Source organism: Microcystis wesenbergii FACHB-1317 (assembly GCF_014696875.1).
GTDB classification, from domain to species: Bacteria; Cyanobacteriota; Cyanobacteriia; order Cyanobacteriales; family Microcystaceae; genus Microcystis; species Microcystis wesenbergii_A.
In genome coordinates, this window is the sequence record NZ_JACJQV010000056.1 from 1 (window position 1) to 23,612 (window position 23,612).

Genomic DNA, 23,612 nt, shown 5'->3' on the forward strand with positions numbered 1-23,612 from the left:
GGGTTGGGGGTAGGGCTGATTCATTCTCTAGTTTGATTCCTTGTTTGTCTGTCTTCAATCGCTTACGGGGCAAGCAAAGCAAGGCATTTTAAAAATTTTTCAGATATTTGTTCTGAGAAATTGACTGAAAACCTTGCCAGATAAGGATTTGATTGAATGACATTTGCGAGAATGAAACGACCCTAGGGCAGGGGGGGGGTGTGGGGTGTGGGGTGTGGGGTGTGGGGTGTGGGGTGTGGGGAGAATAAATAAAAATAGTCTCCTGTCTCCTGACGACCGGCTACTGACTCCTGACTCCTGTCTTCTGACGACCGGCTACTGACTCCTGTCTCCTATCTCCTGAATTCAGTAAACCCTAATTACTATTGATGCGACTTAAAAAGGCTTGTAGGCGCTCGCTGTGGGGATTATTAAAGAAGGTGTCGGGATCGCCTGCTTCTTCGATCACACCTTGATTAAAGAACAAAACCTTGTTAGAGACTTCCTTAGCGAACTGCATTTCGTGGGTGACGACTACCATAGTCATACCGTCATCGGCCAATTGACGCATAACGTTTAACACTTCCCCGACTAATTCCGGATCTAGGGCCGAAGTGGGTTCATCAAATAAAATCACCTCTGGTTTCATGCAGAGACTGCGAGCGATCGCCACCCGTTGTTTTTGGCCTCCCGATAACTGGTCAGGATAAACATCGGCTTTTGGGGCCAAACCCACCTTTTCCAGATAATGAATTGCCGTATCCTTAGCCTCATTTTCCGAGTGGTGTAACACCTGCTTGGGGGCTAACATCAAGTTTTGTAAAACGGTGAGATGGGGAAAAAGATTAAAGTGTTGAAACACCATACTGACCCGGCTGCGTAAATTGCGGAGGACTGATTGATTTAACTTCGGGGAAGAGATGTCAATTCCCATCACCTCCAAGCGGCCTCCGTTAATTGTTTCCAAACGATTGAGACAGCGTAAAAAGGTACTTTTGCCGCAGCCAGAGGGACCGATTACCGATACCACATCCCCTTGATAAAGAGTGCCTGTAACTCCTTTAAGTACCTCTAAAGAGCCGTAACTTTTGCGTAAACCTTCACTAACAATCACAGGGGTGGTAGTGGTCATGATGTCCTCTCGTAAAAAATTTTACATTCTGTATAAAGGTATCGAGATTAGTTTCTGCTAGATTGTATCCTTGACGACATTTTATCAAGAGGAATAATCATAATACTCAAATAGTCTCTCTACATCTGTCTTAGGTGAGGAGTAGGACGAAATCCTTAACTTAATTGAGTAAAAAAATCAAGGAGAAACAATTAAAAAATGATTAAATTTTGGCGAGGGCGGGCGGTGCAGAGAGTCATCTTTGCCTTGTTAGGATTAGTTTTGGCGATCGGATTAACTGTTATTCCTGCTTTTTCTCAGACTCCTCCTAATCCTTTTCGAGTCGCCACAGAAGCGACTTTTCCACCCTTTGAATTTCAACAAGGGGGACAATTAACTGGGTTTGATATCGATTTAATGCGGGCAATTGGCAAGGAAGCTGATCTCAACATTGACTTTAGAAATTTACCCTTTGATGGCATTATTCCGGCTCTACAAGCGAGAACAGTGGAAGCCGCTATTAGTGGCATGACAATCACCGCCGAACGCGCCCAAGCGATTTCTTTTTCTCGACCTTATTTTAGGGCTGGTTTAGCGATCGCTGTTCGGGAAGATAATAAGACAATTAAAAATTTTGAAGACTTAAAAGGCAAAAGAATTGCCGTCCAAATTGGCACTACGGGAGCCTTAGAAGCGACAAAAATACCGGGGGCAACAGTTAGTCAATTTGACTCGGCGGCTTTAGCTTTGCAGGAATTAATTAATGGTCGAGTTGAGGCGGTAGTTAACGATAAACCCGTGACTTTGTATGCAATTAAACAAGCGGGTTTACGGGGAGTAAAAGTTGTCGGAGAATTATTAACGGAAGAATTCTATGGCATTGCTTTACCCAAAAATTCCCCCTATCTCCAGTTAATTAATGATGCTCTCGGTCGAGTCATAGAAAGTGGTCAGTACGATGTTATTTTTCAGCAATGGTTTGGAGAAAAACCGCCGGTCTTACCCTTAGTTGCCCCAGCTTTAAAGAATTTACAGGAATCGAGGTTTAACTGGGGAGAATTATTCTATAACCTGATTGTGAAAGGGGTTCCCTGGACAATTCTGTTAACGGTTCTGTCTTTTCTTTTCGGGTTAATCGGTGGAACTTTAGTGGCCATTGCCCTGATTTCTCCCTACAAATGGTTAAAAATAATTTGCCGCATATATGTGGATTTCTTTCGGGGAACACCGATGCTGGTGCAATTATTCTTGATCTATTTTGGTTTGCCCGGGTTGTTCCGAGAAATTGGCTTAAATATCGACTTAGATCGTTTACCAGCCGCCCTATTTGCCCTAAGTTTAAATGTGGCGGCCTATTTAGCTGAAATTATGCGCGGCGGTATTCAATCGATCGATAATGGTCAATGGGAAGCTTGTTCTAGTTTAGGAATGTCCCCAGTGCAAACCATGCGCGAGGTGATTTTTCCCCAAGCTTTTCGCCGGATGTTGCCACCCTTGGGGAATGAATTTATCACCCTAATTAAAGATACCAGTTTAGCGGCAGTAATCGGTTTTGAAGAATTATTCCGGCAAGGTCAATTAATGGTAGCCACTACCTATAAAGCTTTCGAGATTTATATCGCTGTTGCTTTAGTTTATTTAGTTTTAACTACCCTTTCCTCTGTGGTATTTAAGCGCTTAGAGATTTATATGGATCCCCTACATAAATCTAAACAGGAACAGAAAGCCTAGGGGCAACAGATGGGAACTGTTAACGGAGGCAGGAGGCAAGAGGTAGTTAGATATGTGCAATTAATTGTGTCTAGCTACTTACTAAATCCGTTTTTAATGGTATGATTGACTCCCAATCGAACTTTAAAAACCTACTTCCCACTTGCCACTTCTCACTACCCACTTTCCTATCCTCTTTATACTAAATCTGGTTATTAAAGACTGATTATTTATTCCCCTTTTTGCATGAGTGCATGAGCAGAAAACGGGTTTCTCCGAGAAACCCGTTTTCTGTGCGTTACTCAACGGATTTAGTATAACCTATCGCTGAAACCGTAGATTTCCTATCCGAATGCTTCGCCCCTACAGGACTCTTCGATTATCGATTAAAGTCACCACTTGCCATCCTGACGTAATTGCCGATTACTCTTGACAAGTCGCTGGTTTTGTGCTTCTAGAGATTCCACCCGTGCCTGGGTGGCCTGCAATTCTTTGACTAATTCTCGATCGACCGAGAGGGGAACCGAGGGGCGACCAGTGCAACTCTGGGGTACTTGGGGGGAAATACGCAGCGTAGTGGTCATGAATTGACTAATTTAGGGCTTTTAAGGGGTAAAAATGGCCCACTGGACCGGTTCCGTAACCGATAGCGAGGGAATGATCGAGGGCGTTAGTAACGTAATCCTTGGCTTTTTTCACCGCTATTTTCAGGTCATCACCCAAAGCGAGGTTAGCAGCGATCGCCGCCGATAGAGTACAACCAGTCCCGTGAGTGTTATTGGTTTCGACGCTTCTGGTCTTAAAAGTTTCCCATTCTTGCCCATCAAAGCAGATATCAACCCCACGCAGCCGCCCTTTCATGCCGCCACCTTTGACTAATACTGGTGTGGCCGACTTCTGGAAAATAATTGCGGCGGCCGCTTTCATCGTCTCAAAATCATTGATCTCAATGCCACTTAAAAGCTGTGCTTCGTAACGATTAGGGGTAATAATCGAAGCTAGAGGAATTAAACTATCCAAAAGACTATCTACAGCCCGATCATCAATTAATTTGGCTCCTAACCGCGAAACCATAACCGGATCCACCACTAAACTGATTAAACGCCAACGCTCGATCGCCTCGGCCACTGCTTCGATAATCTCGCTACTAAACAGCATTCCCGTCTTGACCGCTGACACAGACAGATCCCTGACCACGGCATCGATTTGGGCCGTTACCATTTCTGGACTTAGGGACTCGACGCGCTCGACCCCTAGGGTATTTTGGGCGGTAACGCAGGTAAGGGCGCTGGTGCCGTGAACTCGGTGGAAGGCGAAGGTTTTCAAATCAGCTTGAATTCCCGCGCCGCCACCACTATCGGAACCGGCGATGGTAAGGGCAATGGCAGTCATGGAGGTTAGCGATCAAAAGGACGACGACGTTGCAAGAATTCGGGGATATCTAACCCCGCAGGTTTCGGTGGTTCGGGAGTGGGTGCTGGACTCGGTGCGGGGGTATTAATCACCACTTTGTTACTGGTGGGACGAGAGGGGGAATCGCCGGAAAAACCGGTGGCAATGACGGTAATTCTGACTTCTCCCTGCATTTTCTCGTCAATTACTGCCCCAAAGATGATATTAGCGTTGGGATCTACCACTTCATAGATAATTTCGGCGGCGGCATTGACTTCGTGTAGGGTTAGATCTTGACCACCGGTGATGTTAAAGACCACACCTTTCGCCCCTTCGATCGAGGATTCCAGTAACGGCGAGGAAATAGCTGCGGTCGCTCCTTCCTTAGCCCGAGATTTTCCGGAACCGATGCCGATGCCCATTAGGGCCGAACCCGCATCGGCCATCACTGCCCGCACATCGGCGAAATCCACATTTACCAGACCGGGGATAGTGATAATATCCGAGATACCCTGTACCCCTTGCCGCAGCACATCATCAGCGACGCGAAAAGCCTCCTGTAGGGGAGTTTCGGCGGGTATTACCTGTAATAACTGGTTATTGGGGATAATAATCAGGGTATCGACCCGACTTTGTAAACCGCCCACCCCTTCATCGGCCTGATTAGTGCGACGACGACCCTCGAAGGTAAAGGGACGAGTCACAACTCCCACGGTCAAACAGCCGATTTCTTTGGCAATTTCGGCCACAATTGGAGCGGCTCCCGTTCCCGTGCCGCCGCCCATGCCGGCGGTAATAAAGACTAGATCGGTTCCTTCCAATGCTTGGGCGATTTCATCCCGGGACTCTTCCGCCGCTTTCTGTCCGATCGCCGGATTGCCGCCCGCCCCTAGGCCGCGGGTTAATTTTGTCCCGATTTGTAACCTCTGGGGGGCGGAGGAGTGGGCCAGGGCCTGGGCATCGGTGTTAATTGCCCAAAATTCGATTCCGGTCACACCACTGGCGATCATGCGGTTAACGGCGTTACAGCCCCCACCGCCGACCCCGATCACCTTGATCTTGGCGACATTGCTCGGCACGATGCGATTACTACGACTTTCTTCTCGGGGTGTCATCTGTGATTCATGGGGACGAGTAAATAATACTCCAGCATTATTCTGAGAGTAATGATTATCTTCGCTCATAGCTGAACTGGCATAATCGTTACTGTTCAGATTGGGGTAGGTGGGAACGATTTCATTAATCGATGTCATTGGAATTGAAACACTCTTAGTACAAGATTCTGTTATTGATTTGATAAATCAGAGATGCACTCTTAACACTATCACTAATATTATTTTGGTTCCAGTATCTACATTATCAGTTTCTGATTCAGAAAATCATAATTTGGGGTTTTTGCCAATACCTAAAGGGAATAATTGCGGTTATTTGCTGATTAACTGCCGTTAATCCCGACGAGTTGCCGTTACTTTGGCAACGATGGGGGCTAACTGCGGTTTTAATTGTACAGTGGGAGCATCGGGATTGCTCAGGTCAATGTAGAGAATTCGCGCTAGAGGTATCTTGGATGACAATGGCCGCGATTGTACGAGAGCGGTTAATTTTTCGGGCAATCTATCTTTATAAAAACCTAAATAGACCTGTCCTAGCTCGGTTTTTAGTACAAGATTACTAGGATTGCGCCAATCGATGGCGGTAACTTTAATCGATAAGTTGTCAATCAAGGGATAAATTTTCTGCCACTGTTGTTGATATTGTCGGTCGTAACCAAGCACTTCTAGACTAGGTAATTGGGTTTTGGGTAGAGTTCGACCATAATAGTTTTGAGGAATTATCGTTCCGGTGGCATCTAAAAAGCCTTGCTGTTGATGGTAACGCCAACGGGCAACAGGTTTTCTTTCTTGAATAGAAACAATCACTTTCGGGGGTAATAATTGCCGCTCAATCTTAACGTCGGCAATAGCGGGAATAGCCGCTAATTTTTCTCGCAATTGATGGGTGGGTAATTCCCAGAGAGACAGGGGATAGCTTAATTTCAGCCAAGCACGAATCGACTCGGGCGACATTAATTCCGTGCCTGCGATTTCCACCTGTCCGGCCTTGGTAATTGTCCAATAGGGCGAAGTCATCCCCCAAGCTAATCCCGTCGCTAAACCACTAACCACCAGAAAGCGACCCAAGGCTTGCCACACCTTCGATCGCCTTTGGTGGCGCAGGTTTTGTCGTTTTTGTTCCAGGGAGAGGGAAGAAAGGATTTGATCGCTCATAGGGAAAATCTCGGGCAGTTTTGCTGTTATCTTAGGTCGCGAGGTGGGCTGCTGGCAACTCGATCGCTACTCAAGTAATCAGTTTGACCAAGAAAGAGATAATAAATGTTATAACAGTATTAGTCTCCAGGCGTTCTTTTGTCTGTCTCCAGGAAACCTAAACGCTCCTTTTTGCCAAGATATTTCGACGGTCAGCCAGAAAGAGCGTTCCGGCAAGAACAGCCTAATTTATCCGAAAATTACCTATGGTTATCAACAAACGCGGACTTGTTCTCGGTGCTACAGCAGTGGTCCTGTCTACCGTCGCCGTCACGGGGGCGGGATTCCGACTCTCCCAAAGTCAAGCTTTTTTTCAGGAAAGTCCCAAGGAAACCGTTGATGAGGTTTGGCAGATCATCAACCGCACTTATTTAGATGGCACTTTTAATCAATCGGACTGGAACGCCATCCGCAATCAGTATTTAAATCGTTCCTACAAAAATCAAGAGGAAGCATACACCGCTATCCGCGAGATGTTGAAAACTCTCAATGATCCCTATACCCGTTTTATGGATCCCAAAGAGTTTAACAATATGAAGATCGATACATCGGGAGAGTTGACCGGGGTAGGGATTCAACTGACCAAAGATGAGAAAACTAAGCAGTTAGTCGTGGTTTCACCCATTGAAGATACTCCCGCTTCTAAAGCTGGTGTGCTGCCCAAAGATGTGATTATCGCTATCGATGGTAAATCTACCGCAGACATGGAACTCGATCAAGCGGTGAGCATGATCCGCGGCAAAGTGGGGACAAGCGTTAAGATCACGATTCAACGGGGTGAGGAGAAGAAAGAATTGACTCTTACCCGGGCTAAAATTGAAATTCACCCGGTACGGGCCCGCACGGAAAACACCCCGATCGGTAAAATTGGTTATATCCGTCTCAATCAATTTAGCGCCCAAGCTAGTGGCGATATGAGTCAAGCGATTCGCGAATTGGAATCTGAAGAGGTGAAGGGTTATATTCTCGATCTGCGTTCTAACCCCGGCGGTTTACTCTACGCCAGCATCGAAATCGCTCGGATGTGGATACCCGATGGTTTAATTGTCTCTACGGTCGATCGCAAAGGGGTGACGGAACGTCAACGGGCCAACAATCAAGCTTTGACTAATAAACCGCTGGTTGTCCTCGTCGATGGGGGTTCCGCCAGTGCTAGTGAAATCCTCTCCGGAGCTTTACAGGATCATGATCGGGCGGTTATTGTCGGTACGAAAACCTTTGGTAAGGGATTAGTGCAATCGGTACGCAGTCTCAGTGACGGTTCTGGATTAGCGGTGACGATTGCCAAGTATCTCACCCCCGACGGACGGGACATCAATAAGGATGGTATTCATCCGGATGTGGAGTCGGAACTGAGCGAGGAAGATCGCAAAAATCTTCAAGAGGAACGGGATCAGGTGGGAACCTTCCAAGATCCGCAATTCAAGAAGGGTTTTGAAATCTTGGAAAAAGAAATCACTGAAGGCAAGAAAACGCCCAGCAATACCGCTAAACAATAGGTTGACATTTGCCCGCTCGAATTAAACCCACCCGACGGGCGATCGCTTCTCCCCGCTCGGCAAAGGGACCCCAGTATTGACCATTAACTGGGGTTTTTCCGTTTTCTAGGGCTATAATCTGACAAATTCCCGTATTTTCCTGGACAATGTACCAGTTTTCTGCGGTATGATCCATAGATTTTTCTCCTTAATCCCTCCATTCCGGCTCTCTTATTCTTTGTGTGATAAGTTTAAATTATATAACAGCGATCAATCTTTGTGTCCTTTGTGTCTGGAGTGGTTCGTTCCACTCACTCGCCAGCAGAACTGTTCAATTTCCCCAATACGGTAATCCGTAAATCGACTAGAGCTAGACTTTTTCCCCGACTAAAATAAAATAGGAGAGACAATAACTATCGACGATAAGCCGTTTTAAGATTATGGGATTCTTTGACTCAGAAGTGGTTCAACAGGAAGCTAGACAGCTATTTGAAGATTATCAGTCTCTCACACAACTAGGCAGCGAGTACGGGAAATTCGATCGAGAGGGTAAAAAAATCTTTATCGATAGGATGGAGGAGTTAATGGAACGCTACAAGATATTTATGAAGCGTTTCGAGTTATCTGAGGATTTTTCCGCTCAAATGACCGTAGAACAGCTAAAAACCCAACTAGGTCAATTTGGTATGACTCCCCAAATGATGTTCGACCAAATGCAGCAAACTCTTGAACGGATGAAGGCAGAAATTCGCTAAAATTGCCGATATTTATCGGGTATTGGCGGACTTTTACCCGATAATGTCCTCTCCAGTTTACTGCTCAGAAAATTGGGGTTTCTGTGGGTTTTCGAGAACAATGATCTAATAATTTTAAGTAGGTTAGCCGATGAACTCCAGTCCAGATTCACAAGAGAATATTGAGCCACCTCAGTATAGTGAAAAAACTAACCGCATTCAGGCAATCAGTCAACTGATTAAGGCGATAACCCCGTTAATTTGGGCTATAGTTGTTCTAGTGGTTATCGTGCCTCTTTTAGGGAAAATTTGGCTAGGAACTGCCAGCAATGAACCGTTAAAAACTAAGGTTGCTACCGAAACTAACCTAGAGATTCCCATCAGTATAAACAAAAAATCTAACAGTCAAATCGATCGGGAGATTAGCCAAGCTTTACAGACAGCGAGAGCAAATTCTCAAAACTTCGCCCTAGGAGAAATTGAGGGATGGGTGGAGGAGTTAATGACAAGAGTAGATCAGGGTTTTCTGCCTTGGTATTTTAACTATTTCAATCAAAAACAATTTGAGGGCAAGGCCTTTTTAAGCGGATTATACTCCTCGATCGCTCACTGGGTCAATACAGATAATCCACCCCCGGAACAGGTAGTGGCAGAAAATTTGACCAAAACTATTCAAACCGAGTTTACTAAACGGGTAATTCGTCCCCAAGAGGCCCAATTGCGTCTAGAGAGAATTACTAGGGATACAGTTAATTTATATGTCAGTAATTTAAGCAATGAATTAGAGAATATTCAGGCTAGTTATCAAATTCCCCAAGGCAAATGGGATCGTTATCTTAGTGATATAGCCATAACAATTCAAGATAGCGAGGGCAATATTTCTAACACATCAATTAAACTTTTAGTCGGTGGCACCACTGCTTTAGGAATTAAATCTCTCATTCCAGTGATGAAAGTGGGCAGTACAGTTTATTTGTCCCTAGCGGGAAAAACGGGGGCGAAAATTGCCACTAAAACCGGTGGGGCAGTAGCGAGTAGTTTTGGGGCAGAATTAATCGATCCAATCGTGGGAATTGGCTTGATAGTTTGGGATTTATGGGACTATCAGCACACGGTAAACATTGAAAAACCAATTCTGCGGGATGCCATTTTTAATTATTTACAAGAAGTCAAATATGATCTAGTCAATAATCATCAAGGTAGCGTCCTTTCATCTATTTATCAAATTGAAGCCAGTGTCAATAAATCTTTGGTGAGAACCTAAATAAAATCATCGAACTCTAACTGCGCCACCGTAAAATTTGTGCTTTAATGGGGTTGACAAAATCCCTTTTTTCTGCTTGGCATTTTTCGTATTCTTGCTTGAGGCGATAATACCATTTGGCCTGGGTATCGGCATCATCAATTAACATCAAAGCTGGATGATAACTAAGTCCTTCCTGTTGTTTAATCACCACATCGCGATCCTGTTTAAGAAATTGTAGAGTTAAATAACGCAAAAGAGGGGTTAAAAATGCCAACCAAGGAATCGTATAGTATAAACTTTGATGGACTTCGCAGTGATTTTCATCGATGGGAGTAATTGCCGTAAAAGCACAGGCCAAATAGCGATCACCTCGTAGTATTTCTGTACGCACCGAGGGCAATTGAAAAACAATTTCAATCGATACTTTACTACCCAAAATTTTATAGGGTTTCGCACTGACGGGCATATCATAGGGAGCAAGACGAAAACCCAGGGGAACAGGTTCGTATTGTTTTTCCTTGACCCGAAATTGGCGCGGACCGCTGCGCCACCACCAAGAAGTATGAACGTAGGGACCGTGGGCTGGATCCATCAATCCCACCACTGCATGGTCAATATTGCAGTCAAAAGTGATAGTTTCGGCTACTTTGGGGGTAAGTTTGCCAAAATCGGCAATAGTCGGCACAGGAGGCAGATTTTCTTGATTAATTTCTCTTTTTGAGTCTGCCGGAATAAACACCCAAATATGACCTTGTATTTCACGACAGGGATAACTGGTGACACAAATTCTGCTAACATCAAGGCGATCGTGTTCCGTTAATGAGGGAATCTCAGAACAAACACCATCGCTAGTGTTAAATTTCCAGCCGTGATAGCAACAGAACACCCCATCCCCTTCAATCCAGCCATGGTGCAGCGGAATGCCACGATGGGGGCAAATATCGCGCAATGCGAACACTTCTCCATCCTGTCTCCTACCGACAACAATCGGTTCACCTAGCATTTTTTTGGCCATTAGCTGACCGGGTTTAAGTTTATTTGCCGGTGTGGCCACATACCAAAAGTCGCGCAGTAAGCTAGTCATAGGGTTTTTCTGGAGAGCTTCGATCGTTCATCCTATCATTAGAATTGAAGGTTATGAGACTAGAGTTCTTGACAAAAAGTAACACAAGAAAACCGGAAGAACCCAGCGCCGATGTAGCCAACCCTCAGGTTATGCTTAATTATATTAGAGGCTTGGAACGAGCCAAAGCGTGACGCAGAGTCGGTGAGCTTATACCTTGTGCGCGAAGTATGAGGCAACCGCCATCAACGAAGAAGCGTCAGAAACTCCCCACTCAGCCAAGGGGTGGGGAATAGTTCATTAAAACATTGTCCAGCTTTCTTTGACCCATGACTCTCCCCTCGGATTTTCCCCTAGAACCACCCACCAGCAATAAGGAACCCCATCGTGATTATCGCGGACTCGAGCGCAGTAAACTCACCCCCATGTACCAGCATTATGTGGAGGTAAAAGAAACCTATCCCAATGCTCTTTTACTCTATCGTGTGGGCGATTTTTTCGAGTGTTTCTTTCAGGATGCGGTGATTATCTCCAGAGAATTAGAATTAGTTCTCACCAGCAAGGAAGGGGGTAAAGGTATTGGGAGAGTCGCCATGACCGGGGTTCCCCACCACGCCCTAGAGCGCTATAGTCGTTTATTGGTGGAAAAAGGCTATGCGGTGGCGATTTGTGACCAAGTAGAGGATTCAACGGAAGCAGCCGCCGAAAAACGGCTAGTAGAACGCGCTATCACCAAACTTCTCACCCCCGGAACCCTCACCGATGAGGGAATGTTAAACGCAAAAAAGAATAATTTTCTAGCTGCAGTGGTGATTACCGGAGAAAATTGGGGATTAGCATATTCAGATATCTCCACCGGAGAATTCTACACCACCCAAGCCAGTGATTTAACGGCTTTAAGCCTAGAATTAAGCCGTTTACAGCCCTCGGAAATCCTTTTTCCCATCAATGCCCCCGATTTAAACCGTATTTTGCGCCCCGGGGAAAAATCCGACCATCTCCCCCCCTGTTTACCCGATAGTTTTTGTTATTCTCTCCGTCCCCAAACTATCTTTACTCTCACAGAGGCGAAAAATCGTCTTTTAATCAGCTATAAAATGCGTTCCCTAGAGGGGATGGGCTGCGAACATTTACCCCTTGCTATTCGCGCAGCCGGAGGCCTATTAGAATACATTGAAGATACCCAAAAAGCCAATCAAGTCCCCCTACAACCCTTAAAAACCTACTCTATCTCCGAATTTTTGATTTTAGATGGGCAAACCCGTCGTAACCTTGAAATTACCCAAACGGTGCGCGATGGTAGCTTCTATGGTTCTCTATTATGGGCGATTGATCGCACTTGTACAGCCATGGGTAGTCGCGCCTTACGTCGTTGGTTATTGCAACCTCTCTTAGATTCTCGGGGTATTCGCGCCCGTCAAGATACTATCCAAGAGTTAAAGGATAATCCCTCCTTGCGCCAAGATATTCGGCAAAAATTAAGGGAAATCTACGATATAGAACGTTTAAGCGGTCGTGTTGGCGCAGGAACAGCTAATGCCCGCGATTTACTTTCCCTAGCGGCATCTTTAGTCAAATTAGCCGATTTAGCGGCTTTGGTTGCTTCGGGAAATTCGCCCTATTTGAAAGCTTTACAGCAAATTCCCGCCGATTTAGAAAAATTAGGCCAGCAGGTGATAGCCCATCTGGTGGAATCTCCCCCGCTGCATCTGAAGGAAGGGGGGGTGATTCGCGAGGGAATTGATGCCCAATTGGATGCCCTGCGGCGCGACTATCAGGAAGTAATCGATTGGTTTAAGAATCTGGAGACGACAGAGAAAGAAAGAACGGGTATTAGTAATCTTAAGGTTAATTATAACAAAACTTTCGGTTATTATATCAGTTTACCCCGCAGTAAAGCCGATTTCGCCCCAAAAGATTATGTGCGTAAGCAAACTTTAGTCAATGAGGAACGTTATATCACCACCGAGTTAAAGGAGAAAGAAAATATAATTCTGACGGCAGTAGATGAATTAAATAAGTTAGAATACGAGATTTTTAGCGATTTACGCCGTCAAGTGGCCGAATTTTCCCCAGAAATCCGGGAAGTGGCCACAAAAGTTGCCGCTTTGGATGTGTTGGCAGCATTGGCAGAAATCGCCGTTTATCAGGGATATTGTCGCCCAGAAATCGCCGATGGTCGTCTTATCGATATTAAAGATGGTCGTCATCCCGTGGTGGAACAATCCCTTGGGGCCGGCTTTTTTGTGCCGAATTCGATTAATTTGGGCAATCAGGAAGGTTTGGAATATCCTGACTTGATTATTCTCACCGGTCCCAATGCTAGTGGCAAAAGTTGTTATCTGCGACAGGTGGGATTAATTCAATTGTTGGCCCAAACTGGTAGTTTTGTCCCGGCAAAGTCGGCCAAAATCTCCATCTGCGATCGCATTTTCACCCGGGTGGGGGCTGTGGATGACCTCGCTACAGGCCAATCCACCTTTATGGTGGAAATGAACGAAACCGCCAATATTCTCAATCACGCCACGGACAGATCATTAGTATTATTAGACGAAATTGGCCGGGGGACAGCCACCTTTGACGGTTTATCCATAGCTTGGTCTGTGGCGGAGTATTTAGCCACGGTACTGCAATCGCGGACGATTTTCGCCACTCACTACCACGAACTGAATGAATTAGCCTCAATTTTAGAGAATGTGGCCAATTATCAGGTAACAGTCAAAGAATTACCCCATGAGATAGTATTTTTGCACCAAGTACGACCGGGAGGCGCGGATAAATCCTATGGTATCGAAGCGGGGAGATTAGCCGGTTTACCAGCTTCTGTGATCGATCGTGCCATGCAGGTGATGGGTCAAATCGAAAAACATAGTAAAATTGCGATCGGTTTGCGTCAAGGAATTAAGAAAATTAAACCGGTTAAGTCGGATAATCCCCCATCTCTGCAGCAGTTAGATATTTTTGATGAGAGTAAGTAGTCGTGGAAAACTCAACTTTGTGTCCTTTGTGGTTAACGAAAAGGCTGCATCTCGATTTTGCAGAAACACCGATAATCAGCAATTATCAGTGACTCTTAAACTGGTACAAATATATGAACAATTGCGTGTAAGCATCCCACCGAAAAACTAATGCGCGGGGGGTTTGGGGGCGGCGCCACGCCCCCAACGGGGGGTTTGGGGGGTAGAACCCCCCAAAAGCTTGGATTGAGGGAAAAAATCGAAAGTAACGCCCGATTTTAGAAGAGAGTTTTCCCCTTAAAAATCTTCCTTTTTCAACAGTATTAAAACTGTAAAAACTTTTTAACTTGTGTCCAAAGATTGGTAAAAGACTTTTTCATTTCCTCCTTAATTTTCCAGCGTTTAAATGCCTCTTCGTAGGCAATTCCTTGATTTTGAAAAGTTTTCCAAGCCGAGAGAGAAAGAGGTAAACCCATCAGCAAAAGCAGATAAATTGCCCAAGAAATTGTTCCCGCACCAATTAAATTAATGATAATAAAAAAACTATTGATAATCAGATAGCGAACGGTTTTATTTTTTAGCTCCTCGCGACGAAAGCGATCGAATTCTTGCCGTTTATAACTGACCATTTTTGACTCTTGCCAGTCCTTTTCCGCCGCTTCTAAGTCTTTAACTTCAATAGCTAAATCGTCGGCAATTTCTAACAACTGTTGACGGGTAATTTCTCCCTTATCCCCTTGACGGGAGATAGCCAAATAGAGAATTTCCTGCACATCCTCTTGACTGTAGGATTGGGGAGGGAAAAAATCAGAGTTTGGCATAGCAATAGAGAAAGAATAGGTTCCTTCTCTATTATGGGCGATCGATTTAGCGATTGACAGTTAGACGAGACAGGGAGTTTTTAACTGATTCATCCATGCTTCTAAATCCTGCAAAGAGCGATCGGCATATTGACCGTAACGTTCCCGTTTATTGCGGATTTTTCTGGTAAAATTCGGCAAAATGCCAAAATTTGGCGGCATCGGTTGAAAATGTTTCGGTTCGGCACTGCTGATAAACTCAAATAATGACCCCATCATCGTTGTGGTTGGCAATGTCACCGTTTCTAATCCTAAAGCTAAACGAGCGGCATTAGTTCCCGCTAACCATCCCCCAGCAGCCGCGGCCGTATAGCCTTCCGTGCCGATTAACTGTCCTGCCGCTAATAGCGTCGGTCGCGATTTAAACTGGAGACTGGAGGATAATAACTGGGGAGAATTGATAAAGGTGTTTTTGTGCATCACCCCCATGCGGACAAATTCGGCCTTTTCTAACCCCGGAATCAGACGGAAAACCCGTGTTTGTTCACCCCATTTTAAATTAGTTTGAAATCCCACCATATTCCACAATTGCCCCGCTTTATCTTCCATTCGCAACTGTATAACTGCGTAGGGACGTTGATCCGGATATCTGGGATCCGCTAATCCCACCGGTTTCAGGGGACCAAAACGCATGGTATCCTCTCCCCGACTGGCTAATTCTTCGATCGGCAGACAAGCCTCGAAAAATTTGGCATTTTCTCGCTCAAAATCCTTTAATTCCGCTTGTTCTGCCTGTTTTAACTCTTGCCAGAAGTGCAGGTATTGTTCCCGATCCATGGGACAATTGAGATAGGCGGCCTCACCTTTATCGTAACGAGAGGCCAGAAAAGCGATCGATCGATCGATCGATTCCCCTAGAATAATCGGACTAGCGGCATCAAAAAAGCTCAGATAGTCCAGACCGGCAAAATTTTGCAGATCTGCGGCTAAAGCAGCACTGGTTAACGGTCCAGTGGTTAAAACGACGATACCATCCCGGGGAATTTCCGTGATCTCCTGACGTTTTAAGGTGACTAGAGGGTGGTTAGCCAAGATTTCCGTCAAATTTCGACTAAAGACCCCTCGATCGACCGCTAAAGCCCCTCCTGCGGGGACACTGTGCTGATCGGCCTGGGCAATAACTAGAGAATTTAAGCGTCGTAATTCTTCATGGAGTAACCCAGTAGCGCGATCCACCGCCATGGCACCAAAGGAGTTACTACAGACTAATTCGGCTAAAAATTGGCTATGGTGGGCGGGACTAGAGCGAATTGGGCGCATTTCGTACAGGATCACGGGAATACCTGCTTGGGCTATCTGCCACGCCGCCTCAGTCCCCGCTAATCCTCCACCAATTACATGAATAGGGCGATCGATCATAGTTGGGAGAAAATGGCTAGAGTAGGATTATTTTAGCGTTAGTTCCGAGTCACCAAAAAATAGGCGTTGGGTTTCATGCTTCAGCCCAACCTACGTTCTTATGAGGGGAGGCAAAAGGCAACCCCCCCCTTGCCCCCCCGACGTCGGGGGGGTTGGGGGAGATTCACCTAATCTAAGGATAGGCGGTTAAGATGCGTCTTAGCTCAGGCTGGGCTTAGGGCGATCGCATGAAGATTGGGGCTGATCACAAACTCAGGTTATAATAAAAGAAGGGATAGAATATTATATTTTATCTCGGCGCGATTTTTGCTTTCGAGAAGGTGGCAACACCGCCCCACTTTCTCACCATCTCCTTCCAGATGGGCTAGTTAGCGGTTTGACTTCTATGAACACCAATTATCTTGAAGAATACCAAAAATACCTAGCCGAATGGCAGAAAATGCTTCTGTCCGCTTGGGGTAATGGTGTTCCCACGACTACACCAGTGTTTGAGTTTCCAGAAACTTTGGTTAAATCCCTCGAATATCAACAGGAATGGGTGAAATCCTACCTAACCGCCCAAGAAACCGCCACCAAAGTTGCCCTCGATAGTCAGAAACAATTCTGGGATAGTTATTTCGGTTTTGCTCGTCAGTCCATGGCCGTACTCAATAAACCGGCCTAATTTAGATATAAATTGGCTAGATAGTTCGGTTAGTGACTTAACTTCCCTTAGAAAATAAAATACCTCAAATACAATCCCCTCTGGCTCTGTATTTGAGGCTTTTTTTGTGTTATTACCTTTAGGCAATCAGGGAATTTTGGGGTTTAGCAAAAATCATCCGTCCGGCAGAGGTTTGCAGTGCAGATGTCACCACTACCCGCAATTCTCCCCCCAGATAATCTTTTCCTTCTTCTACCACCACCATCGTGCCATCTTCTAGATAACCGATGCCTTGGGTGGGTTCTTTTCCTGCTTTGAGAATTTTCAGATCCAAAGTATCCCCGGGCAAGTAGATCGGGCGTACTGCTTGGGCGAGATCATTGACATTTAAGATGGTGACTTTTTGCAGATTGGCCACTTTACTGAGATTATAATCGTTAGTGAGCAAGGTGGCGTTAATTTCTTGGGCAAGATGGACTAATTTAGCATCTACGGTGCTAATATCCTCATAATCGGCGGGATGAATGATAATGCGATCGGGGAATTCTTGCTGCATCCGGTTTAGGATATCTAATCCGCGTCTTCCTCTAACTCGTTTTTGGTCGTTACTGCCATCCGCTAACTGTTGCAATTCCTGAAGGATAAATTGGGGAATGAGTATCTGTCCTTCGATAAATCCCGTGTCTAACAATTGTTCGATACGACCATCGATAATACAACTGGTGTCCACAACTTTGGTGGCGGCCGCTTGCAGGGTTCCCTCTGCCACTAAAATTGATTCCATACTATTGGGGTTAATCAGACGCAAAAAAGTGCGACCGTGGGTGTCAGCTAAACTAACCCCCAGATAGGAAAACATAATACTGCCTAAAATAGCGATTATCGGCTTGATAAACGAGAATTCTCTGGGAATCGGTAGGAAGAAAATCGGGGCTAGGATCAGATTAGCAATTAACAAACCGATAACTAGACCGACCGAACGGGTTAGAATAACTTCGATCGGAGTTTGTCGTACTTGGGTTTCTAGACGACGATAGGTAGTTTGGGCAACTAAACCAATAGCTAAACCAATAATTGAGGCAAAACCCGCCGATAACCAGCGTAAAGCTTCAATATTGCTGATTTGCGACTGGACAGCAACCGGGAGCAAGTCAACACCACTATAACCAATACTGGCAACAGCGAAGACGAATAGTAAAATTATGACAGCATCAAGCATGGGGATAATACCAGAGGGGATAGAGGGGAATGACGGTAGAAAATAATGAGTATGGATACTTTTATCGAAAATTTGGGTTTAAAACCCCGTCGTTCTACGATGGCTTTTCTTGATCCCTAATATAGCACTTGAGAACTTCTAATGGCACACCTCCCACAGAAGAAACAAAATAACTAGGAGACCAAAGAGCATCTTTCCCCTCTGGTTTAGGATAGCCAGCTTGTCCATACCTGCGACTAGAAACCCCTTTTAAGGAATTAACCATTACAGAAATAGAAAGTTTCGGTGGGTATTCAATCAGTTATCAGTTATCGGCTATCGGTTATCAGTGGGTAAGTTATCAGTTATCAGATGTGAGTTTTTAAGTGTGCAGTATTAAATAGAAGTTTCCTACGGTCTTTTTACTGATTACTGATTACTGATTATAGAGTGTCTTTCATGGGCGCAACCGATTTGATATTATTGACAGACCCAGTTAAAATATAGTGCAGACACACTTATTTTAACCCGATGAAAGCAAGGTATCAATACCGCCTTTACCCAACAAACAAAAGAGGCTTTTATCTCAATTGTTCGGGTGTGTGCGTGTTGTCTGGAACCATACCTTAGCTTACTGCAAAGAACTCTATCAACAAGGAGAGAAAAAGCCTAAATATACTGAGTTGTATAAAAGACTAACTCAGCTTTAAAAAACAGAAGAAAAAAAGTGGTTAACTGAGGTTTCTTCTATTACTTTACAACAGTATTTGAGAGATTTAGATACAGCCTATTCTAATTTTTTCCATCTTGCAAAGGAGAAAAAAAAGGGGTAAAACCAGAAGTGTTGAATGATAGCTTCATAATAAAAAAAGCGACTAAAATATGATATTCTAGTCGCATCCAACTTATAATTATTATAATCATGATGCTAAACTCTTTGGCGGGAATTGTCAAGACAATCTTAAAAAGACTCCCCCAAAATGACTATCCTGTTCTCAATAGACCTCTTGCAAAAGTCTTAAGTCGATCCTTGTACAGCAACATTTTTGAAGATTATCAACTACTAATAAATAATTAACTGAAAGTCCCTCCCATTATTGTTTCTATCGTTTGTTTTCGGATTTATGCAAGAGGTCTAATACAAGGCTATTTGTACTTATCTGGCTTCATCTAATTTTCGATAAAAGTCTCGGCAGCTTACGAGATTTGTTTTTCTTAACTTATCATCAAGGAATAGCGGTGGACTTATCTACTTTCTCTAAAGCCAGTAAAAACCGAGATTATCAAGCGTTTAATCAGATTTATTTGAGCTTAAATCAGGAACTAAAAAAAAGAAAAGGAAAGAGAGAACATCCTCTGTCTGCTATCGATTCAACGTCTCGACTCTTCGGCGTAGCTCAGAGGCCACTTCGCTCGACGTTGACCCTGAGCGAAGCCGAAGGGTCAACCGTAATTACTTTGACCAGTAAATTGTTTTAGATGTCAGGCTATCATCAGATGAAATTAGTGATGGGCGTAGATGCTGAAACTGGTTCTATTGGAGAAAGTCATGTTCATTTTGGCTTTAGTAACGACGAACGTTTTGCGGAATTAATGATGACAACAGTGCCAAAAAACGGCATCGCTGTAGAGGATAGAGGATTTTGTGGCTTTGAGAATCTACTGGAGATTTCCAAGAGTGGGATACTTTTTATTGTCAGAATCAAAAATAACTATAAATTAGAATTTGAAGAAGAAGGAGAATTGGTTTATATCGGCTCTAAGAAACAAGTAAAATGTCGGGTTATCAGTTTTTGCAATTTAGAAACTAAGACAGAATATCGATTCGCCACTAATGTAGATATAGAGATTATGAGCAACGAGGAAATAGCCGAGGGCTATCGTCAGCGATGGGCAATAGAAATCCTCTGAAAATTCCTAAAAATGCACTTAAAGCTAGATATAGCTTTTTTCAGTCTGCTGAGGTACAAAAGTTATGGGTTTTAGGCAAAAGGCAAGAGGCAAAAGTCAAAAGGGAAGAAAAATATGTGTACCTCACTAGCTTAGGAAACGCTATAGACTAATGACTAAAAACGTCAAGGGTGTCACCATCCAAATTTATACGATATTAATCGTATATTTGATTTTGCAGCTTATACAGATTCCTCAAATATATGGGGATACTTTACTTAATAAACTGCGCTATGTTGACTTAATTTTATCACAAGAGGGAAATTTAATCTCTCTAAGCGAACGCCTGTTCTCGTCAGCTTCTATGTAAAGTTTTATGTACGGATTCAACAGTTATGGGACTTGACTGATACTCTAATGGTTAGTTACCTAAAAGTCGGCAACAAAAATGAGACCAAAGACCGAGTTAATTTACCGTTAACGAGGCTCAAGATGGGGATCATCTTATTTAGGCAAGTGAGTGATTATACTTGTCCCTAAAACTGGTTTTTAACAAGGCTTTCAAAATAGCTTGACATAAAACCTGATTTAGGTGTTACAGAGATCAAGAAGACTTGTCTGTTGCTAACCTCAGTCCCCAAGCAATTACGGCGTTACTGATTTGAGAGATGAATCTTCTTTTCTGGAATTTTGGCTCTTCTCCACTTTGTGTAAAATTTTTGCTTATGTAATCCTGAAGTGCTTATTGGACAAGACTTTTAGGACTATTTTGGCGTTCGGCGATGCTCAGACGTTCGGCGATGCTCAGTCGAGCCGTCGAGCCGCAGCAGAAACTATCAGTATAGACCTCGTTTCCACACAGAAACCAGAAGAGCCAAATTTTTAAAACCTAGACCCAAACTAACTTTTGGATACGACGCACAGTTAGCATTCATCTCTTGATTCAGCAACACCGCAATTACCTGATCCAGCTGCCCAAAAGTAACCAATCCTTAGACAATGAGGGAATATGTACACACAAGAACAAATTGACGAATTAAAACAAAAAATTCAACCGATTATCTTCGACCGTCATCTTGGAACTTCGGAATATGTGAAACAAATGGGAGAAGTGAAGAAGTTCTTAGAAAGATTTACAGGAGATAATGTTTTTCGGGAAGAATTTCTGAAAAATCCCCAGGCCACAGTTGAACAGTATGGCTTACCGATTGACCCTGAAGAAATCCGCTTGCTATGGGACTTTGATGCTGCAAGAAGCCATGATCCGGCAACTGAACCAACTCCCTTACCGGTTATGCGTTATCGCGCCTTTATTCGGGAAAAGAAACAACATCGCGACCAATCCCAAAAAGTTCTCTGTGCCTCCAATGATCCTCGTTTCAAAGCTTGGCGAGACCGACAAGTTCAGCGTTGCTACAGTCAGTTAGGTAAACGCAACGGAGAAGCGATTGTCCATGCGCCAATGACCTTAGAATTGAGCAAGGGTTGTTCGGTAGGTTGTTGGTTCTGTGGCGTGTCTGCACCTAAACTTTCCGATATCTTTTTCTATACCCCAGAAAATGCTAAATTGTGGCAAGAAACCCTCACAGTTCTTCAAGAAATTATTGGACCTGCCGCTGCTCATGGTTTTTGTTATTGGGCCTCTGATCCTCTCGATAATCCTGACTATGAAAAATTCTTAATCGATTTCCATCGGATTCTCGGTCGTTTTCCCCAAACAACGACGGCCCAACCGATGAAAGACCCGCAGCGCACCCGTGACTTGTTGAAATTATCAGCCGAGAAAAAAGGATTTATTGACCGTTTCTCGTTGATTTCCCTAAAAATGCTCAAGGATGTTCATGCCGAGTTTAGTGCAGAAGAGCTAACTTTTGTGGAACTGATCACGCAAAACAAAGAAGCCCATAACATCGGTAAACATATTACGGGTCGCGCCCGAGATTACTACCGTAAACAGGCCGAGAAAAACCATGAAGAATATCCTGATGATGCCGTTTCGGGAACTATTGCCTGTGTCTCAGGATTTTTGTTCAATATGGTGGATCATTCCGTCAAATTAATCAGTCCCTGTAATGCCAGTGACCGTTGGCCTTTGGGTTATTACGTTTTCCAAGAAGGCACTTTTACCGATGGAGAAAGCTTGCGTAATTTATTAACAGACATGATCAATCAGCACATGAAAACTTCTGTGCGTCATGATCAAGTTGTTGCTTTCCGTCCTGACTTGAAGTATGAAGATATTGACAATGGTTTTCGGTTATCTTCTGCCTTTTTGCACCACAACTTTAACAATGTTTCTGATTATTTGCGAGATCTGGTGCAGGGGGTCTATGAAGGTAAACAAACAGCAGGCGAATTAGCCCTCAAAATGGAACGGCAACATGAAACACCCCTCGAAGAAACATTCTATAACCTGAATAGTTTTCTCAAGAACGGTTTTCTTAATGAAGAACCCGAACCCGCTGTTCTTTGAAAAATTTCAGGGGCATTAATTATGCGGAATAGGGTTAATGCCCGACTCGATCATGAATATTCCACTCACGCTCAATTACTAATGGATATTATTCTATGACTGGCGAACGCAACAAACTAATCTGGGGGGAAATCGTCGCCCGTGCCTGGCGCGATGCAGCTTTCAAACAACAATTACTGGGCAATCCCAAAACCGTTCTCACCGAAGCCGGAATGTCAGTGCCAGAGGATGTGGAACTGCAAGTGGTTCAAGATACGCCAACCCTGCGCCATCTGGTGTTACCTGTAGCCCCTACTGGTGGTAGCTCAACCCTGAGCGAAGCGGCACTCGATCTGGTTTCTGGCGGTGGTAGTACAGCGACAACTACGACGACAGTGCAAACACAAACGGCAGTAACTACCTCAACAGAGGTTGAAGAAATCGAGACAACAACAACAACAACAGCGGAGGCTGAAGCTGAAGTTGCAGTCGTCGCCGTGGTTGTTCCGGTTCTCATCACTTAATCCCGACACCGAAGGGAGAAGTGGTTCTGAGCAGTCCTTCTCCCTCATCACACTCACGCTCAACTACTAATGGAGATTATTCTATGACTGGCGAACGCAACAAACTAATCTGGGGGGAAATCGTCGCCCGTGCCTGGCGCGATGCAGCTTTTAAACAGCAATTACTGAGCAATCCTAAAGCCGTTCTCACCGAAGCGGGAATGTCTGTGCCCGAAGGGACTCAATTACAAGTCGTTGAAGATACACCGACCCTGCGCCATCTGGTGTTACCCGTAGCCCCTGCTGATAGCTCAACCCTAAGCGAAGCGGAACTCGATCTGGTTTCTGGCGGTGGTAGTACGACCACACCACCACCCGCAACAGTTTATGGTGTCGAATTTCTAATAGCCGCAGTATCAGTATCAGTAACCGAAATTCAAACAACGGCAACTGCTGTGACTGTGATTGAGAACTAATTCACGCTAATATCATGTCTGTTTAAACAAGCATGATATGTTTAAACAAGCATGATATCTAGAGGGCGCAAGCCTTGCGCCCCTACAATCTTTATTAAGTGCATTCAAACTAATGGGACTTAAACAAATTTCAAGCCCAAATAAAGCCTAAACTGGCTTTGTAAGCGGCAAACACATCCCGATTCTCGGTCAGCCACTCAAAGAAACGGAAAGACATCGCTGTCCGAAAAGCTTCTAAAGCTTCCACAAAAGTGT

20 protein-coding genes and 2 pseudogenes are annotated in these 23,612 nt (G+C 44.4%); 11 read left to right on the forward strand and 11 right to left on the reverse strand.

Annotated elements, in window-relative coordinates; all coding sequences use genetic code 11:
* Positions 1–355 precede the first annotated feature (355 nt).
* Complete coding sequence (locus H6F92_RS02400) at positions 356–1,111, reverse strand: amino acid ABC transporter ATP-binding protein (protein WP_002741419.1); 756 nt, start codon at positions 1,109–1,111, stop codon at positions 356–358.
* A gap of 198 nt (positions 1,112–1,309) precedes the next feature.
* Here H6F92_RS02400 and H6F92_RS02405 point away from each other — a divergent pair, with 198 nt between their 5' ends.
* Entirely contained in the window at positions 1,310–2,821 is a 1,512-nt protein-coding gene (locus tag H6F92_RS02405; protein WP_190356659.1) for an ABC transporter permease subunit, read from the forward strand.
* A gap of 371 nt (positions 2,822–3,192) precedes the next feature.
* Here the strand turns inward: H6F92_RS02405 and H6F92_RS02410 are convergent, their stop codons facing one another.
* From H6F92_RS02410 to H6F92_RS02425, 4 genes are all read right to left on the reverse strand, one after another.
* On the reverse strand, positions 3,193–3,384 hold the full coding sequence (locus H6F92_RS02410; protein ID WP_242029971.1) for a hypothetical protein: 192 nt from the start codon (positions 3,382–3,384) through the stop codon (positions 3,193–3,195).
* Positions 3,385–3,391: 7 nt separating this feature from the next.
* On the reverse strand, positions 3,392–4,192 hold the full coding sequence (gene thiD, locus H6F92_RS02415) for a bifunctional hydroxymethylpyrimidine kinase/phosphomethylpyrimidine kinase (RefSeq protein WP_190356660.1): 801 nt from the start codon (positions 4,190–4,192) through the stop codon (positions 3,392–3,394).
* Positions 4,193–4,197: 5 nt separating this feature from the next.
* Positions 4,198–5,445: a cell division protein FtsZ gene (ftsZ, locus tag H6F92_RS02420; RefSeq protein ID WP_190356661.1), complete on the reverse strand. Its 1,248-nt coding sequence runs from the start codon at positions 5,443–5,445 to the stop codon at positions 4,198–4,200.
* Between the two features lie 192 nt (positions 5,446–5,637).
* Positions 5,638–6,459 (reverse strand): cell division protein FtsQ/DivIB, encoded by an 822-nt coding sequence (locus tag H6F92_RS02425; protein ID WP_190356662.1) that lies wholly within the window; start codon positions 6,457–6,459, stop codon positions 5,638–5,640.
* A 245-nt stretch (positions 6,460–6,704) separates the two neighbouring features.
* Here H6F92_RS02425 and ctpC point away from each other — a divergent pair, with 245 nt between their 5' ends.
* On the forward strand, positions 6,705–7,997 hold the full coding sequence (gene ctpC / locus H6F92_RS02430) for a carboxyl-terminal processing protease CtpC (protein ID WP_190356663.1): 1,293 nt from the start codon (positions 6,705–6,707) through the stop codon (positions 7,995–7,997).
* Here the strand turns inward: ctpC and H6F92_RS02435 are convergent.
* Positions 7,987–8,172, reverse strand: coding sequence for a hypothetical protein (locus tag H6F92_RS02435; protein ID WP_190356664.1), 186 nt, complete (start codon positions 8,170–8,172; stop codon positions 7,987–7,989). The genes ctpC and H6F92_RS02435 overlap by 11 nt on opposite strands.
* A gap of 244 nt (positions 8,173–8,416) precedes the next feature.
* Between H6F92_RS02435 and H6F92_RS02440 the strand changes: the two genes are divergently transcribed.
* Entirely contained in the window at positions 8,417–8,731 is a 315-nt protein-coding gene (locus H6F92_RS02440) for a DUF1825 family protein (protein WP_151697245.1), read from the forward strand.
* A 130-nt stretch (positions 8,732–8,861) separates the two neighbouring features.
* Positions 8,862–9,974, forward strand: a complete 1,113-nt coding sequence (locus H6F92_RS02445) for a hypothetical protein (protein WP_190356665.1) — start codon at positions 8,862–8,864, stop codon at positions 9,972–9,974.
* A gap of 16 nt (positions 9,975–9,990) precedes the next feature.
* Here H6F92_RS02445 and H6F92_RS02450 read toward each other — a convergent pair whose 3' ends face one another.
* A complete protein-coding gene (locus H6F92_RS02450; RefSeq protein ID WP_190356666.1) occupies positions 9,991–11,040 on the reverse strand; it encodes an aromatic ring-hydroxylating oxygenase subunit alpha in 1,050 nt (349 codons plus the stop codon).
* Positions 11,041–11,348: 308 nt separating this feature from the next.
* Between H6F92_RS02450 and mutS the strand changes: the two genes are divergently transcribed.
* Positions 11,349–13,997, forward strand: a complete 2,649-nt coding sequence (mutS, locus tag H6F92_RS02455) for a DNA mismatch repair protein MutS (protein WP_190356667.1) — start codon at positions 11,349–11,351, stop codon at positions 13,995–13,997.
* Between the two features lie 302 nt (positions 13,998–14,299).
* Here mutS and H6F92_RS02460 read toward each other — a convergent pair whose 3' ends face one another.
* The gene (locus H6F92_RS02460; RefSeq protein WP_190356668.1) at positions 14,300–14,797 is read right to left on the reverse strand and encodes a 2TM domain-containing protein; all 498 of its coding nucleotides are present in this window, start codon (positions 14,795–14,797) and stop codon (positions 14,300–14,302) included.
* A gap of 60 nt (positions 14,798–14,857) precedes the next feature.
* On the reverse strand, positions 14,858–16,195 hold the full coding sequence (trmFO, locus tag H6F92_RS02465) for an FADH(2)-oxidizing methylenetetrahydrofolate--tRNA-(uracil(54)-C(5))-methyltransferase TrmFO (RefSeq protein WP_002778590.1): 1,338 nt from the start codon (positions 16,193–16,195) through the stop codon (positions 14,858–14,860).
* Between the two features lie 385 nt (positions 16,196–16,580).
* Between trmFO and H6F92_RS02470 the strand changes: the two genes are divergently transcribed.
* Positions 16,581–16,859 (forward strand): hypothetical protein, encoded by a 279-nt coding sequence (locus tag H6F92_RS02470; protein ID WP_002742940.1) that lies wholly within the window; start codon positions 16,581–16,583, stop codon positions 16,857–16,859.
* Between the two features lie 118 nt (positions 16,860–16,977).
* Here H6F92_RS02470 and H6F92_RS02475 read toward each other — a convergent pair whose 3' ends face one another.
* Positions 16,978–18,057: a PIN/TRAM domain-containing protein gene (locus H6F92_RS02475; protein WP_190356669.1), complete on the reverse strand. Its 1,080-nt coding sequence runs from the start codon at positions 18,055–18,057 to the stop codon at positions 16,978–16,980.
* A 94-nt stretch (positions 18,058–18,151) separates the two neighbouring features.
* A pseudogene (gene tnpA, locus H6F92_RS02480) lies at positions 18,152–18,358 on the reverse strand (IS200/IS605 family transposase); the annotation flags it as partial.
* A 209-nt stretch (positions 18,359–18,567) separates the two neighbouring features.
* On the opposite strand from tnpA, the pseudogene H6F92_RS02485 reads away from it, so the two are divergent.
* The 5 genes and pseudogenes from H6F92_RS02485 to H6F92_RS02505 all read left to right on the forward strand — a co-directional run.
* Positions 18,568–18,871: pseudogene (locus H6F92_RS02485) on the forward strand (helix-turn-helix domain-containing protein); the annotation flags it as partial.
* A 662-nt stretch (positions 18,872–19,533) separates the two neighbouring features.
* Positions 19,534–19,947, forward strand: coding sequence for a transposase (locus tag H6F92_RS02490; protein WP_206755582.1), 414 nt, complete (start codon positions 19,534–19,536; stop codon positions 19,945–19,947).
* A 988-nt stretch (positions 19,948–20,935) separates the two neighbouring features.
* Positions 20,936–22,399 (forward strand): radical SAM family RiPP maturation amino acid epimerase, encoded by a 1,464-nt coding sequence (locus H6F92_RS02495; protein ID WP_190356671.1) that lies wholly within the window; start codon positions 20,936–20,938, stop codon positions 22,397–22,399.
* Positions 22,400–22,494: 95 nt separating this feature from the next.
* Positions 22,495–22,902 (forward strand): NHLP leader peptide family RiPP precursor, encoded by a 408-nt coding sequence (locus tag H6F92_RS02500; RefSeq protein WP_190356672.1) that lies wholly within the window; start codon positions 22,495–22,497, stop codon positions 22,900–22,902.
* A gap of 83 nt (positions 22,903–22,985) precedes the next feature.
* Complete coding sequence (locus H6F92_RS02505; RefSeq protein ID WP_190356673.1) at positions 22,986–23,357, forward strand: NHLP leader peptide family RiPP precursor; 372 nt, start codon at positions 22,986–22,988, stop codon at positions 23,355–23,357.
* Positions 23,358–23,612: the final 255 nt, after the last annotated feature.

What these genes read in the sequence shown, in the direction of transcription:
- H6F92_RS02400 (WP_002741419.1), bottom strand. Translation starts at nt 1,111, where the DNA reads ATGACCACTACCACCCCTGTGATTGTTAGTGAAGGTTTACGCAAAAGT.
- H6F92_RS02405 (WP_190356659.1), top strand. Translation starts at nt 1,310, where the DNA reads ATGATTAAATTTTGGCGAGGGCGGGCGGTGCAGAGAGTCATCTTTGCC.
- H6F92_RS02410 (WP_242029971.1), bottom strand. Translation starts at nt 3,384, where the DNA reads ATGACCACTACGCTGCGTATTTCCCCCCAAGTACCCCAGAGTTGCACT.
- thiD (WP_190356660.1), bottom strand. Translation starts at nt 4,192, where the DNA reads ATGACTGCCATTGCCCTTACCATCGCCGGTTCCGATAGTGGTGGCGGC.
- ftsZ (WP_190356661.1), bottom strand. Translation starts at nt 5,445, where the DNA reads ATGACATCGATTAATGAAATCGTTCCCACCTACCCCAATCTGAACAGT.
- H6F92_RS02425 (WP_190356662.1), bottom strand. Translation starts at nt 6,459, where the DNA reads ATGAGCGATCAAATCCTTTCTTCCCTCTCCCTGGAACAAAAACGACAA.
- ctpC (WP_190356663.1), top strand. Translation starts at nt 6,705, where the DNA reads ATGGTTATCAACAAACGCGGACTTGTTCTCGGTGCTACAGCAGTGGTC.
- H6F92_RS02435 (WP_190356664.1), bottom strand. Translation starts at nt 8,172, where the DNA reads ATGGATCATACCGCAGAAAACTGGTACATTGTCCAGGAAAATACGGGA.
- H6F92_RS02440 (WP_151697245.1), top strand. Translation starts at nt 8,417, where the DNA reads ATGGGATTCTTTGACTCAGAAGTGGTTCAACAGGAAGCTAGACAGCTA.
- H6F92_RS02445 (WP_190356665.1), top strand. Translation starts at nt 8,862, where the DNA reads ATGAACTCCAGTCCAGATTCACAAGAGAATATTGAGCCACCTCAGTAT.
- H6F92_RS02450 (WP_190356666.1), bottom strand. Translation starts at nt 11,040, where the DNA reads ATGACTAGCTTACTGCGCGACTTTTGGTATGTGGCCACACCGGCAAAT.
- mutS (WP_190356667.1), top strand. Translation starts at nt 11,349, where the DNA reads ATGACTCTCCCCTCGGATTTTCCCCTAGAACCACCCACCAGCAATAAG.
- H6F92_RS02460 (WP_190356668.1), bottom strand. Translation starts at nt 14,797, where the DNA reads ATGCCAAACTCTGATTTTTTCCCTCCCCAATCCTACAGTCAAGAGGAT.
- trmFO (WP_002778590.1), bottom strand. Translation starts at nt 16,195, where the DNA reads ATGATCGATCGCCCTATTCATGTAATTGGTGGAGGATTAGCGGGGACT.
- H6F92_RS02470 (WP_002742940.1), top strand. Translation starts at nt 16,581, where the DNA reads ATGAACACCAATTATCTTGAAGAATACCAAAAATACCTAGCCGAATGG.
- H6F92_RS02475 (WP_190356669.1), bottom strand. Translation starts at nt 18,057, where the DNA reads ATGCTTGATGCTGTCATAATTTTACTATTCGTCTTCGCTGTTGCCAGT.
- H6F92_RS02490 (WP_206755582.1), top strand. Translation starts at nt 19,534, where the DNA reads ATGAAATTAGTGATGGGCGTAGATGCTGAAACTGGTTCTATTGGAGAA.
- H6F92_RS02495 (WP_190356671.1), top strand. Translation starts at nt 20,936, where the DNA reads ATGTACACACAAGAACAAATTGACGAATTAAAACAAAAAATTCAACCG.
- H6F92_RS02500 (WP_190356672.1), top strand. Translation starts at nt 22,495, where the DNA reads ATGACTGGCGAACGCAACAAACTAATCTGGGGGGAAATCGTCGCCCGT.
- H6F92_RS02505 (WP_190356673.1), top strand. Translation starts at nt 22,986, where the DNA reads ATGACTGGCGAACGCAACAAACTAATCTGGGGGGAAATCGTCGCCCGT.